The following is a 13033-nucleotide window of genomic DNA, read 5'->3' as shown; positions in this document are numbered from 1 at the left end:
ACCGACGGGCAATCCCCGCTGCCCGGCGGCCCAGCGGGCTCGTCCGTACCCGGCGCGCCGCACGCCCCCGGCTACCGCCCGCACCGCACCCTCCCGCTGCGCGTCGAGGCGCTGCGCCAGCTCCGGCGGCGCCGCACCCTCGTCATCGCCGCGATCCTCGCGGTGCTCCCGTTCGTCCTGGTCGCGGCCTTCGCGATCGGCGGCGACCCGGGCGGGCGCAGCAACCGGGTGACCCTGATGGACACCGCGACCGCCTCCGGCGCCAACTTCACCGCGACGACCCTGTTCGTCTCCGCCGGCTTCCTGCTGGTCGTACCGGTGGCGCTGTTCTGCGGCGACACGGTGGCCTCGGAGGCGAGCTGGTCCTCGCTGCGCTATCTGCTGGCGGCGCCGGTCCCGCGCACCCGGCTGCTGCTCAGCAAGCTCACCGTCGCGCTGGTCTTCAGCGCGGCGGCCATGGTGCTGCTGCCGCTGGTCGCCCTCGCCGTGGGCACGGCCGCGTACGGATGGGGGCCGCTCCAACTGCCGGCCGGAGGCGCGCTGTCCGCCGGTGACGCGCTGCCGCGGCTCGGGCTTGCCGTCGCGTACATCTTCGTCAGCCAGCTGGTCACGGCGGCGCTCGCCTTCTGGCTGTCCACGGTGACCGACGCGCCGCTGGGCGCGGTCGGCGGCGCGGTCGGCCTGACCATCGTCGGCAATGTGCTGGACCAGGTCACGGCCCTGGACCAGTGGCGCGACTTCCTCCCGGCGCACTGGCAGTTCGCCTGGGCCGACGCCCTCCAGCCCCAGTTCGACGCCACGAGCATGATCCAGGGCGCGGCGGTCTCGGTGGCGTACGCGCTGGTGCTGTTCGCGCTGGCGTTCCGCGGGTTCGGGAAGAAGGACATCGTGTCCTAGGCGGAGTGGCACGGCCGGCCCTCGCGGACACGGCCGCCCCGGCCCCGTCCGGCCGGGGCTGCCCGGCACCGGCGGAAAAGCGCCATCGCGCGCGGGGCGGAAAAGCGCCGTCGCGCGCGGGGCAGGGGAGGGCCGGTTGCTCCGGGGGAGTGATGGGGCGCGGCGCGCTGCAACCATGCGGCGGTGCCGGCTGTCTCAGTCGGTACAGACCGGCAATGCGCACATAGGACAGAAGTCGGAAGTCGAGGACATCTCATGCTCCGTCACGTTTCGCGCACCTCCGCCATCGCCACCGCGGCCGCCGTCGCTCTCGGCCTCACCCTGACCGCCACCGCGGCCGCCGCACCGGTGACCGCCGCGCTGGGCGCCTCCGCAAGGCAGCAGTCAGGGCCGCCCGTCCGTACCGACCCGAACAACCGTTACACCGCCGAGGAGATCCGCCGCTTCCTGACCTCCTTCTATGGGAAGCACGGCCCGAGCGCCTGGCAGCGGGAGCACCAGGTCTCCGCCGAACTCAAGAAGAAGGCCGCCGAGACGCCCGACTACGACCTGCTGCTGTGCGCGCAGAACACGCCGCGCGACATCTCGGTCGGCAAGGTGACCACCGCGCAGTCCGCCCGGGTCGGCTGGGCGACCATCACCACGCACTGGAGCGGAAACCGCACGGAACGTTTCACCGCCTACGTGGACCTGGACGCCACCCGGCCCATCGAACTGCTGGACGTCGCCTGCTCCATGTGAGGCTCACCGGCAGGGCACGGCGTGGGCGGCGCGCTCGACGCACAGGCCGCTACTCCGCCGGGCCCTGCATGTGCTTGCTGATCCACTGGATCGTGCCCTCGTCCATGGCCTTCACGTACGTGTCGGCGCCGTGCATGCCGCCGGCCACCATCTGCATCCGCGTCTTCACCGGCCCCCGGCCGTACTGCGTGATGAACTTCTTGACCTTCGGCACGATCGTCGACTCCTTGGAGCCGTCCTGGAAGCCGAGATAGACCTCGGGTCCGCCCTTGGCTATCAGCCGCTTCGCCAGCACCTCAGGATTGTTCTCGCGCTGCTCCTTGGCGTGCCCCCGCCACAGCGGCGAGTCGGGCACGATGTCCGGCCCGCTCGGTATCGCGGCCTTGAAGGTCTCGGGGTGCTGGAGGACGTTCTTCAGCGCGGCGAACCCGCCCGACGAGGAGCCCATGATCGCCCAGCCGTCCCGGCTCTTGAGCGTACGGAAGTTCTGCCGGACGAAGTCGGGGACGTCCTCGTTCAGCCAGGTGCCCATCTTCGGCTGGCCGGGGATGTCGCTGGCGTCGTAGTACTGCTTGGCGTTCGGGTTGAGCACCGGCATCACCACGATGAACGGCAGGCTCTTGCCCTCCTTGGACCACTGCGCGAGGTTCTCCTCCAGCTTGAGGTCGCCGCCGATCCAGTAGTTGACGGGGTAGCCCTCGGCGCCGGGCAGCGCCATCAGCACCGGGAAGCCCTTGTTCGCGTTCTGCTTCTCGTAGTACTCCGGCGGCGCCCAGACCCACACCTTTCCGGTGAACCCGGACTTGGCGCCGTGGTACGTGGCCACGCCGATCGGGGTGTCGCCGCCCGCGCCGCCGACCTTGCGCTGTTCCTTGAAGTTGACCGGGTCGGTGGGCATCCGGGCGAGCGAGCCCTTGCCCGGATGCGTGGCGCCCTGCGAGCCGGAGCCGCCCGGGCCGCCGAAGCGCACCGGGGTGTCGCCGGAATCGCCCTTGCCACAGCCGGCGGTGGCGGCGAGGGCGGCCAGGGTGGTCAGCACGACCACCGGGGTGAGGGCTTTGCGCACGGGTCCTTCTCCTTGTCGAGCGGGCCGGGAACCCCCGGCTGGCCAGCAAGAGGGAGCGACCGGTGCCGGGGTTTCCCCTTTCGGCTGTCGCGTTGCCCGCACGCGGCGGCCGGTCCGGGCCCGCAGGGCTGTGACCTGTGCGGTTTACCCGCAACGGAAACCGGCTTTACCGTGATTTTCACGGTGAATCGCCCCGGAAGGGCAACGGGACCGGGCGGCGGAGACCGCGTACCAGCCACGTCACAACCCTGCCCGCGCCCCCCGGACGGCCCGCCGACCCCCTTTCCCCGCAACCCGCCCGCGAACCGGCGCCGATCATTCCGGTTCGCCGCTCCCGCATCCGTATTCTCTGGAGCATGACCTGGTCGCGTGCTCTCAAGGAGACCGCCCGCTCCGGGCTGACCATCGAGCGGGCCAAGCTCACCCCCTTCATCGCCATCCGCGGCTCGGTCGGCGTCGCGCTCGTCATCGGGCTCTGCCTCTACCTCGGCAGCCCCGCCCTCGCCGTCTCGTCGGCCTTCGGCGCGTTCGCCGCCGGCATCGCCACCTTCCAGCGCAGCTGGCGCCCGCGCCCCGTCCTGGCGCTCGCCGTCGCGGGCGGCCTGTCGGTCTCCACCTTCCTCGGCTACCTCGCCGCCGCACACATCGCCGGCTTCCTGGCCCTGCTGGCCGTGTGGACCTTCCTGGCAGGCATGGCCTGGTCGGTCGGGCCGGTGTCCGGGCTGGTCGGCACGCAGACCGTCTCGGTCATGCTCGTCACCGTGACGCTGCCGACCTCCGTCCTCGGCGCATTGGAACACGCGGCCATCATCGCGTTCGGCGGACTCGTCCAGGCCGCCCTGATCGTGCTGTTCCCCGTACGGCCCTGGGGAGCGCAGCGCGACGCCCTCGCCGACGCGCTCGCCGCCGAGGCGGACTACGCGCGCCGGCTGCGGCACGACCCGGTCGCCCCCTTCGACCCGCAGCCGCTGATGGACGCGCGCCTCGCCTCCGCCGTGACCCCGCGCCAGGCCAAGCGCAGGCCGGTCCAACTGCACGGCCCGCGGGCACTCGCCGAGCAGGTCAGGCCGGTACTGGCGTCACTCGCCGACCCGGTCGTCGGCGTCCCGGTCGAAGGGCCCGAACGCGACCGGGCCCGCGAACTGCTCGGCGCGGCCGCCACCGTCCTGGACGCCGTCGCGACCGCCATCCGGCACGGCAAACCCGTACGGCTGCCGCCCGAGGCGATGGCCACCCTCGAAATGCCGCAGGACGGCGACGGCCCGCGGCTCACCGGCGCCGCCCGCCGTTCCGCACTGCGGCTGATCTCCCTGCTCGCCGACGCCGTCGAGTTCACCAACGCGCCCGTGCAGGCCACCCGGCCCACCACCGAAGAGGAACGCGGGCACCTGCTGCGCCCCAGCGTGCCGAAGCTGGTGCCGGTGGCCCTGCGCGCGGTGCGCCGCGAGATCCGCTGGTCGTCCCACATCTTCCGGCACGCGCTGCGGGTCAGCGCGGTCGCCTCGGCCGGCTACCTCCTCGGCCAGGCACTGCCCTTCGGGCACGGCTACTGGGCGTCGCTGGCCTCGGTGATGGTGATGCGGCCCGACTTCGGGCAGACGTACTCGCGCGGCGTCGCGCGGTTCGCCGGCACCCTCGTCGGCGTCGCGGTGGGCGGCACGATCACGGGCCTCACCCACCCGAACCCGTACGTCAGCGCCGCCCTGGCGGTCGTCTGCGTCCTGGCGATGTACCTGCTGATGCGTACGGGCGTGTCGGTGACCTCGGCGTGCGTCGCCGCGTACGTCGTCTTCCTCCTCGGCGTCGCCGGCGCCGGCTGGGAACAGACCGTCCAGGAACGCGTCGTCCTCACCCTGATCGGCGGCCTGCTGGCCATGCTGTCCTACGCCCTCTTCCCCGCCTGGGAGACACCGCGGCTGCGCGAGCGGCTGGCCCAGTGGCTGGAGGCCAACGGGCGGTACGCGGTGGCCGTTTTCGACAGCTACGCACGGCCGGCCGAACGCCGCCCCCGGCAGGTCCGCGAAGCCCTGCTGGACGCCCGCGCGGCCCGCGCCGCCTGGGAAGAGAGCGAATCGCGCGCCGAGAAGGAGCCGGTGCGCCACCGCGGGCTGTCGCTGCGCGCGGCCGCGGCGGCGCAGTCGGCCCTGGCCACGATGGGCCGGGTGACGATGATCCTGGAAGCGCACCTTCCGGACCGCGAGGCGGAACCTTCGCCGGGCGCCCAGGCGTTCACGGAAGAGCTGCGCCGGTCTTTGGAGAGGGCGGTCGCGGCCGTACGGGAGCGGCGCGAGCTCGACTGGAGCACACTGCGCGGCGTATGGGAGGAGTGGGCGGCGCAGACCGAGTCCCCCGGCGTCGCGCTACGCGGCGCCGACCTGCTCCTCGACGCGCTCGACGACCTGGCCCAGGCGCTCTCGCGCGGCCCCGGCGGCAGGAACAGGGCGGCACGGGAAGCCCGGGCCAAAGGCGCGGGACCGCCGCGTACGCATCGGGAGCCGAGCGCCGCGGACACGCCGGGCACACGCTGAACCGTGTGGTCCAGGAACCATTCGGCGTCGCCTGTAGTCTTGATAATTGCCCGCAAATGGCGCCATTGGCGAGCTTGACGAGCCCGACGGGCCCGACCTCCTCGCCCGGCTCCGCGAGCAACCCGTGCCACCCGGGGCGCGATGTTCGAGGGCCCTGCGCGCGGGGCCCTGTCGTCCAGTCGAGAGAGAGCAAGCGAACCTCCCATGGCGTCCAGCACTTCGTCCGGTACGTACGACATAGGCATCGACCTGGGAACCGCCAACACCCTGGTCTACTCACGCGGCAAGGGCGTCGTCCTGAACGAGCCGTCCGTCGTCGCGGTCAACGCGTCCGGCGAGGTGATCGCCGTGGGCTCGGAGGCCAAGCGCACCATCGGCCGTACACCGTCCGGCATCACCGCGATGCGCCCCCTCCAGGAAGGTGTGATCGCCGACTTCGACGCGGCCGAGCAGATGCTGCGCGCCCTGATGAAGAAGGCCCTGCCCACCCGCCGCTTCTCCAGGCCGCGCGTCGTCATCTGCGTACCCTCCGGGATCACGGGCGTCGAGCGGCGCGCCGTCATCGACTCGGCGCGCGGCGCCGGCGCCCGCGAGGTGCACCTGATCGAGGAGCCGATGGCGGCGGCCATCGGGGCGGGGCTGCCGGTCGCCGAGCCGGTCGGCTGCATGGTGGTGGACATCGGCGGCGGCACGACCGAGGTGGCCGTGGTCTCCATGGGCGGCATCGTCACCGCCCAGTCCGTACGGGTCGCGGGCGACGCGCTGGACGCGGCGATCATGTCGTACGTCAAGAAGAAGCACTCGCTGGCCATCGGCGAGCGCACCGCCGAGGACATCAAGATCGCCATCGGCTCCGCTGCCTGGACCCCGGTCGACGTCGACGAGGAGGGCGAGCCCGATCGCCGCACTTCCTACACCGTCCGCGGCCGCGACCACGTGAGCGGACTGCCCCGTATCCAGGAGATCACCGAAGAGGAGATCCGCTCGGCGCTCGCCGAACCGGTCGACGCGATCGTCCGGGCCGTGCACCGCACCCTCGACGAGTGCCCGCCCGAGCTGTCCGGGGACATCATCGAGCGCGGCATCGCCCTCACGGGTGGCGGCGCACTGCTGCGCGGCCTCAGCCAGCGGCTCCGCCAGGAGATGGGCGTACCGGTGGTCGTCGCCGACAACCCGCTGGACTGCGTGGTCAACGGCACGGGCCGCTGCGTCGACGAATTCGCCTCGCTGCAAGGTCTCTTGACCGGCGCGATGGAACAGCCTCGCAAGGCCGTACGGCTCTGACCGCGGCGGGGTACGAATGGCGCGAATGGCGCGAGCAGCGAGGTGTGGGCCGTAGGGGCCCGGCCGTAGGGGTACGGCCGCTCCCGCCGGCCCCGGGGCGGACGGCGCGTGATCATGCGCCCCCCTCGCGGCCGTCTCAGGACTCGGTCGCGGAACCCTGCGCCGCCCGGCGGGAGACAAAGCTCTCCAACCCGTCGAAGATGCGCTCCAGGCCGAATTCCAGTGCCTGGTCGCGTGTGCCGCCGGCCGCCGAGGACGCGACGGCGGCGGCGAGTGCCGGGTAGCGCTCGGAGCGTCCGACGAGAAGTTCGTTCAGCGCCGCGCTCATGACCTGCTCGGGCCCCTTCGCCCGCGCACTGCCCACCCCCATGGACACCGCGACCTGGGCGAGAGCGCGGACGTGGCCGTTCACCACGACCACCGCGTCCAGCTGTTCGGCCCCGTCCAGGCCGGTGTCCGCGAGCGCGGCGAGGGCGCTCTCCGTCCAGCCGAGTTCGTTGGGGCCCATGACCCGGGGGCCCACCGTCACCGTCAGCAGCCAGGGGTGGCGGTGGAACACTGCCGACAACCGCTCGGCCCACTCGCGCAGTGCGGCCCGCCAGCCCGCGTCGGAGCGCAGCGCGGGCGGCTCGCCCATCGCGGTGTCGGTCATGAGGGCGATCAACTCGGTCTTGCCGGGGACGTAGCGGTACAGGGACATCTTGGTGAATTCGAGTTCGCCCGCGACCCGTTGCATGGACACGGCGGCCAGCCCGCCTGCGTCGGCGAGGCCGATCGCCGTCCGCGTGATCCGGTCCAGGCTCAGGGCGGGCTTCGGGCCGCGGCTCGGCCGTTCCCGGCCACCCCACAGCAGCTCGATGCTCCCCGCCTGCCCCGCGAACGGACCGACTGTCACCTCCGGGACCCGATCGTTCCGCCCACTGCTCTTCCCGCGCTTCCCGTCTTCGGCCACCTTCGCATCCTAAAACTGTGTCCGGGGTATACAAAACAGTGTCCGCCGGATACAGTTTCTCTCGTCGAGATAACGACTCAACGTGGGGGGCGTGTGATGACGTACGGAACGCCGTGTGCGACGGCCGATGAACGGACCGTTCTGATCTCGGGGGCGAGCGTCGCCGGCCCAGCCGTGGCGTACTGGCTGAGGCGCTACGGCTATCGGCCGACTGTGGTCGAGATGGCCCCGGCGCTGCGGGGTGGCGGGTATGCGGTGGACTTCCGGGGCAGCGTGAGCCTGGCGGTGCTGGAGCGGATGGGAGTCCTGGACGAGATCCGGCGGCACCGCACCGACGGCAGCCCGCTGAGCTTCATCGATGCGAGCGGGCGTGAAGTCGCGGCCCTACCGCCGGAGTTCGCCGGCGGCGAGGTGGAGATCCTCCGTTCGGAGCTGTCCCGCATCCTGTACGAGCACAGCCTGCGCACCCCGACAAAGGCTGAGCCCGGCACGGCCGCCCGGACAACAGTCGGCATCGCCGACCCCGCCAACCCCATCGATCCCGCCGATCCCGCAGAGGCCGCTGATCCCGCCGAGTTCACCGAATTCATCACCGAATACATCTTCGGCGACTCCATAACGTCCCTGACGGAAGTGGCGGGCGGTGTGCACGTCACCTTCGAGCGGAGTGCCCCGCGTGCCTTCGACCTGGTGATCGGCGCCGACGGTCTGCATTCCACCGTGCGGCGGCTGGCCTTCGGCCCGGAAGAGCAGTTCGTCAGTCACCTCGGTTACTACATAGCGGGCTGGGACCTGCCGCCTGGCGGTGCGGAGCTCGGCGCCCGCCCCGTGGGATACAACGAGCCCGGCCGTCTGGCGAGCGTGGTTCGTACACCCCGGCGCGCGAAGGACCCGAGATACGCGGGCGAGGCGTTCTGCGTCTTCGCCTCGGACGAGTTGATCTACACCCGGCATGACACGGAAGGGCAGAAGAAGCTGATAGCCGGGGCGTACGCCGGATGCGGTTGGCGTACGCCGGAATTGACGGAGACCGTCTGGGACGCCGAGGGGCTCTACTTCGACTCCATCAGCCGGGTGGACGTACCGCGCTGGTCCACGGGCCGGATCGCCCTGCTCGGCGACGCCGCGTATGGAGCCACGGTCGGTGGCATGGGGACCGGCTCGGCCGTCGTGGGCGCGTACGTCCTCGCCGGGGAGTTGGCGGCCGCCGGCGGTGACCACGCCCGGGCGTTCGCGCGCTACGAGGACCGGCTGCGGCCGTTCGTCACGCGGTGCCAGGAGGGCGGCCGCCAGGCCGGCGAATTCCTGGCCCCGCCGACCCAGGAGGCGATCGACGTACGCAACAGCCTGCTGAACAAACCGCAGGCCGTGGCAGCGATGCTTCAGCAGGGCGAGGACCTGTCGGCAGACATCGAGCTGCCCGAATACTGAAATCACGGGGGGTGGGGCGGGGGGGGGGAGGGGCCCCCGGGGAAAGTAGCGAGTGCGGCGGCCCCATAACCCCCCCCCCCCCCCCCCCCCCCCCCCCCCCCCCGCCCCCCGCGCCCCCCCCCCCCCCCCGGGCGCCCCCCCCCCCCCGCGGCGGGGGCCGCCCCCCCCCCCCCCCCCCCCCCCGCGCCCCCGGCGGGGGGGGCCGCGGCCCGCCCGCGCGGGCCCCCCCGGGGAAAGTAGCGAGTGCGGCGCCCCCTTACCCCGCCCCCGCCCCCTTACCCCGCCCCCGCCCCCTTACCCCTCACCCCGCCCCTTCACCCCGGCCCCTCACCCCTCACCCCGCCCCCTGCCCCCACCCGCCCCCTGCCCCAGCGCCGCTTGCTCCCACCCGCCGCCTCCGGAGTGCCCCGCGCACCCCTCCGGAGGCCCCCGATCCGGGCTTGGTTAAAGAGTGATGACCTGACGTCAGTCCTTGATCAAGGGCGGTTATGCTACTACCGGCCCAGTGTGTGAAGGCAGTTACCGCAGGTGACCTCTGTGGCGGCGCCGTACGGGGAGCTGGGGCCCGCTAGACGTCCTTGATCTGTCGATGTTTTGAGGGTTTTAGGGTGCAGATGGTTCCGGAAGGATCGTCGCCCGGGGGGCCGCGTCCCGGCTCGGTTCTCGCGTGGATACTGCCCGCCGCGGCGACCGCCGTGGCCGCGGCCGTCGCCACGGCGATGGTCCCCGCGCAGGCGAGTACGCCGGTGGTGTGGATCGGTTCGGTCGCCACCATGGCGGTCGCGCTGGTCACCGCCGAGGTCACCCGCCGCGGCCGGGCGCTCGCCGCGTTGCGGGCGCAGGCGGACGCGCAGCAGGCCGCGCTGGCCCGGCAGGAGGCCGAGACCGTCCGGCTGGCCGAGGAGCTGCTGCCGGAAGTGGTGGCCCGGCTCGGGCGGGGCGAGTTCCCCGAGGACGTTCACGAGGCGATCACCGAGCAGGTGTTGCTGCAGGCGCGTGCGGCGGGGCTGACGCCGGAGTTCACCGCGGCGCACCAGGCCGTGCTGCGTTCCGTGCTCGACGCGGTCGTCGCCGAGGAGGATCTGCGCGAGTCCGCGCAGCGCGCGTTCGTGAACATCGCCCGCCGCGTGCAGGCGATCGTCCACCAACAGGCCCAGGAACTGCGGGACATGGAGGACCGGCACGGTCAGTCCCCCGAGGTTTTCGGTGATCTGCTGCGGCTGGACCACGGTACGGCCCTGATCGGCCGTCTCGCCGACTCCATCGCCGTGCTCGGTGGCGCGCGTCCGGGCCGTCAGTGGAGCCGCGCGGTGCCGCTGTTCAGCGTGTTGCGTGGGGCGATGTCGCGGATCATCGACTACCAGCGCGTCGAGTTGCACTCCGTGTCGGAGGTCGCGGTCGTCGGCACCGCCGTCGAGCCGCTGATCCACGCCCTCGCCGAACTGCTCGACAACGCCACCCGCTACTCCCCGCCGCAGACCCGCGTGCACCTGACCGCTGTAGAGGTGCAGTCCGGTATCGCCGTGGAGATCGAGGACGGCGGCGTCAGCATGAGCGAGGAGGCCCGCAAGCGGGCCGAGCGGATGCTTCAGCAGGCGCAGCAGGGCATCGACGTCAACGACCTGGGGGAGACCCCGCGGCTGGGCCTCGCGGTGGTCGGCCGGCTGGCGCAGGCGTACAACTTCCAGGTGTCGCTGCGGCCTTCGGCGTACGGCGGCGTGCGGGCGGTGCTGATCGTTCCGCAGGAGCTGCTCACCACCGCGGCGGCGACCGGCCGTGCGCACGGCATCGGCGCGTCCTCGGGTCCGCGTACGGCCCGTACGGAGCGCCGGAGCGTGACGGCAGCCCCGGCGGCCCCGGCAGCCCCCGGCCCTCGGCATGCCGCGGCGCCCCCGGCCGTATCGCCGGCCCCGCCCGCCCCGTCCGTACCGGCGACTTCCGTGGCTCCCGCCGCCTCCGTGGCTCCCACCGCGTCCGTGCCGCCGCAGCTCCGGGACGACGTCCGGGAGGAGACCCAGGATGACCTCCCTGTCGTGACCGAGCGGACTCCCAACGGGCTGCCGCAGCGGCGCCGCAAGGCCCGCGCCACCGCGCCCGTGCCCCCGGCGGCCTCCGCCGCTCCTGCGGCCCCCGCCACCACCTCGCCGGCCGCCGGGCCGGCCGATGCCGCGCCGGTGCAGCCGGGTATGTGGCTCGCCGCGTTCCAGAGCGGCCTGTCCGGCGAAAGCCAGTCGAGCCAACAGAACCAGCAGAACCAGCAGGGCCAGCCGAGTCAGCAAGGCCAGCAGAACCAGCAGGGCCAGCAGGGTCAGGCGAGTCGGCAGGCGCAGCCCGCCGACCGGCCCGGCGGGCCGGAACGGAACGCCGACTGGGACGGCCGGCCGGGCACCGCGGCCGGTACGGGGACGTCAGTCAGTGCCGCAAGTGCAGCCAGTGAGAAGAGTGACGAGCCGTCGGAAAAGAGTGAGTAGCCATGATTCAGCACCGGCCCAACATGGACTGGATGCTCAAGGACCTCGCGGAGAGCGTTCCGCAGACCCGTCACGTGGTCGTGCTGTCCTCGGACGGCCTGCGCATGGCCCAGTACGGAACGGACACCGATACCGCCGACCGGCTGGCGGCGGCGTGCGCGGGCCTGCAGAGTCTGGCGGGCGCGGTGTCCGCCGAGTTCCCGCACAGCGACGGCCGGATGCGCATGGTCGTGATCGAACTGGACGGTGGCTTCTTCTACTTGATGGCGGCGGGCGCCGGCGCTTACCTGGCCGTCCTGGCCGATGAGGGCGTGGACGCCGGGCTGATCGGCCAGCGGATGCGGGACCTGGTGGCCCGCATCGGCGAGCACCTCAGCAGCCCGCCACGCCACGACGGACAGGACGCATGAGCGGGCGGGGCGCACGGACCGGCAGGCAGCACGGACCGCACGGGGGCACGGTGGGGCGAAGCGGGGCTCCGGCATGAGCGGAGCGGACCAGGACTGGGAGGACCAGAGCCCCGAGCGGCTCTATGTGATCACCGGTGGGCGCAGTGGCTCGTCCGGTCACACCACTTCCCTCGACCTGGTCACGCTGATCGTGGCGAAATCCGGACCGAGGCCGGGAATGCAGCCGGAGCAGGCGTCGATCGTACGGCTGTGCCATTCCCCGCTTTCCGTGGCGGAACTCTCCGCCTATATGCAGTTGCCGGTCAGCGTGGTCACCGTCCTGCTCGGTGACCTGCTGGCCGACGGGCGGGTGGTGGCGCGCGCGCCCGTACCGCCGGCCCAACTTCCCGACCGTGCCCTTATTGAGGCGGTGATCCATGGACTTCAAAAGCTCTGAGACGCTCGTCGAGCACCCCGCCCAGGGGCCGCGGAGCGAGGACGAACTGCCCGAGACGGCCGCCGCCGCGGTCAAGGTGGTGATCGTGGGCGGTTTCGGGGTCGGCAAGACGACCCTGGTGGGGGCGGTGAGCGAGATCCGGCCGCTGACCACCGAGGAAACGATGACGCAGGCCGGTGTCGGTGTGGACGACATCGTCGGTGTCGAGCGCAAGACCTCGACGACCGTGGCGATGGACTTCGGGCGCATCAGCCTCAACGACGAGTTGGTGCTGTACCTGTTCGGTACGCCGGGCCAGCAGCGTTTCTGGTTCCTGTGGAACGGGCTGTTCGACGGCGCGCTGGGCGCGGTGGTCCTCATCGACACCCGCCGCCTGGAGGTCAGCTTCGACGTCATCGGGCGCCTGGAGGAGCGCGGCGTCCCCTTCGTCGTCGCGATCAACTCCTTCCCCGACGCTCCCGTCCACCCGATCGAGGAGATCCGGGGTGCCCTGGACCTGCCGCCGGAGGTGCCGATCGTCGACTGCGACGCCCGGCTGCGCACCTCCAGCCGCGACGTTCTGATGACGTTGATGCGGTACTTGCACTCCATCGCGGTGCACTGACCGACCGTCCAACGGCTCACGTGCCCGGCCGTCCAAGGGCTCGCGTGATTGGCCGCCCAACGGGTCCCGCGCCCGACGGTCCAGGGGCTCGCGTGCCCGACCGACCAACGGCTCCCGCCCGCCTTCGCGGGGCCGCCCCGCCCTCCCGGACCCGCCCCGGCCGCCCGGGGTAGGGCTGGCCCCACCCCCGTGGGTGTCACTGACCGTCCTTCG

11 protein-coding genes are annotated in these 13033 nt (G+C 72.4%); 9 read left to right on the top strand and 2 right to left on the bottom strand.

Going from position 1 to position 13033, the window contains the following annotated elements; translation table 11 throughout:
* The first annotated feature begins 18 nt into the window (after nt 1–18).
* Both ACH4OW_RS13350 and ACH4OW_RS13345 read left to right on the top strand, forming a co-directional pair.
* Entirely contained in the window at nt 19–897 is an 879-nt protein-coding gene (locus ACH4OW_RS13350; protein WP_398027663.1) for an ABC transporter permease, read from the top strand.
* A gap of 255 nt (nt 898–1152) precedes the next feature.
* Nucleotides 1153–1638 carry a hypothetical protein gene (locus tag ACH4OW_RS13345; RefSeq protein WP_398027401.1) on the top strand — a complete coding sequence of 162 codons (486 nt, stop codon included), beginning with the start codon at nt 1153–1155 and terminating at the stop codon, nt 1636–1638.
* A 49-nt stretch (nt 1639–1687) separates the two neighbouring features.
* On the opposite strand, the gene ACH4OW_RS13340 is transcribed toward ACH4OW_RS13345, so the two are convergent.
* A complete protein-coding gene (locus tag ACH4OW_RS13340; protein WP_398027399.1) occupies nt 1688–2704 on the bottom strand; it encodes an alpha/beta hydrolase in 1017 nt (338 codons plus the stop codon).
* 356 nt (nt 2705–3060) lie between these two features.
* On the opposite strand from ACH4OW_RS13340, the gene ACH4OW_RS13335 reads away from it, so the two are divergent.
* Entirely contained in the window at nt 3061–5232 is a 2172-nt protein-coding gene (locus tag ACH4OW_RS13335) for an FUSC family protein (RefSeq protein WP_398027397.1), read from the top strand.
* Nucleotides 5233–5436: 204 nt separating this feature from the next.
* Entirely contained in the window at nt 5437–6516 is a 1080-nt protein-coding gene (locus tag ACH4OW_RS13330) for a rod shape-determining protein (RefSeq protein WP_360122750.1), read from the top strand.
* Between the two features lie 136 nt (nt 6517–6652).
* Here the strand turns inward: ACH4OW_RS13330 and ACH4OW_RS13325 are convergent, their stop codons facing one another.
* A complete protein-coding gene (locus tag ACH4OW_RS13325) occupies nt 6653–7411 on the bottom strand; it encodes a TetR/AcrR family transcriptional regulator C-terminal domain-containing protein (RefSeq protein ID WP_398027395.1) in 759 nt (252 codons plus the stop codon).
* A 153-nt stretch (nt 7412–7564) separates the two neighbouring features.
* Between ACH4OW_RS13325 and ACH4OW_RS13320 the strand changes: the two genes are divergently transcribed.
* From ACH4OW_RS13320 to ACH4OW_RS13300, 5 genes are all read left to right on the top strand, one after another.
* On the top strand, nt 7565–8899 hold the full coding sequence (locus ACH4OW_RS13320; protein WP_398027393.1) for an FAD-dependent oxidoreductase: 1335 nt from the start codon (nt 7565–7567) through the stop codon (nt 8897–8899).
* Nucleotides 8900–9513: 614 nt separating this feature from the next.
* Nucleotides 9514–11370: a sensor histidine kinase gene (locus tag ACH4OW_RS13315; RefSeq protein ID WP_398027391.1), complete on the top strand. Its 1857-nt coding sequence runs from the start codon at nt 9514–9516 to the stop codon at nt 11368–11370.
* A 2-nt stretch (nt 11371–11372) separates the two neighbouring features.
* Nucleotides 11373–11780 (top strand): roadblock/LC7 domain-containing protein, encoded by a 408-nt coding sequence (locus ACH4OW_RS13310; protein ID WP_360122739.1) that lies wholly within the window; start codon nt 11373–11375, stop codon nt 11778–11780.
* Between the two features lie 73 nt (nt 11781–11853).
* A complete protein-coding gene (locus ACH4OW_RS13305; RefSeq protein WP_360122736.1) occupies nt 11854–12216 on the top strand; it encodes a DUF742 domain-containing protein in 363 nt (120 codons plus the stop codon).
* Complete coding sequence (locus ACH4OW_RS13300; RefSeq protein WP_360122733.1) at nt 12197–12820, top strand: ATP/GTP-binding protein; 624 nt, start codon at nt 12197–12199, stop codon at nt 12818–12820. The genes ACH4OW_RS13305 and ACH4OW_RS13300 overlap by 20 nt, the downstream gene beginning before the upstream one ends.
* Nucleotides 12821–13033: the final 213 nt, after the last annotated feature.

The sequence above is a fragment of the Streptomyces sp. NPDC017056 genome, assembly GCF_044332485.1.
Lineage (GTDB): Bacteria > Actinomycetota > Actinomycetes > Streptomycetales > Streptomycetaceae > Streptomyces.
This window is presented reverse-complemented; position numbering and strand designations above follow the sequence as displayed.

Excerpts from the sequence above, each read along its gene's own strand:
- ACH4OW_RS13305 (WP_360122736.1), top strand. The coding sequence starts at position 11,854 with ATGAGCGGAGCGGACCAGGACTGGGAGGACCAGAGCCCCGAGCGGCTC.
- ACH4OW_RS13345 (WP_398027401.1), top strand. The coding sequence starts at position 1,153 with ATGCTCCGTCACGTTTCGCGCACCTCCGCCATCGCCACCGCGGCCGCC.
- ACH4OW_RS13335 (WP_398027397.1), top strand. The coding sequence starts at position 3,061 with ATGACCTGGTCGCGTGCTCTCAAGGAGACCGCCCGCTCCGGGCTGACC.
- ACH4OW_RS13315 (WP_398027391.1), top strand. The coding sequence starts at position 9,514 with ATGGTTCCGGAAGGATCGTCGCCCGGGGGGCCGCGTCCCGGCTCGGTT.
- ACH4OW_RS13330 (WP_360122750.1), top strand. The coding sequence starts at position 5,437 with ATGGCGTCCAGCACTTCGTCCGGTACGTACGACATAGGCATCGACCTG.
- ACH4OW_RS13310 (WP_360122739.1), top strand. The coding sequence starts at position 11,373 with ATGATTCAGCACCGGCCCAACATGGACTGGATGCTCAAGGACCTCGCG.
- ACH4OW_RS13300 (WP_360122733.1), top strand. The coding sequence starts at position 12,197 with ATGGACTTCAAAAGCTCTGAGACGCTCGTCGAGCACCCCGCCCAGGGG.
- ACH4OW_RS13320 (WP_398027393.1), top strand. The coding sequence starts at position 7,565 with ATGACGTACGGAACGCCGTGTGCGACGGCCGATGAACGGACCGTTCTG.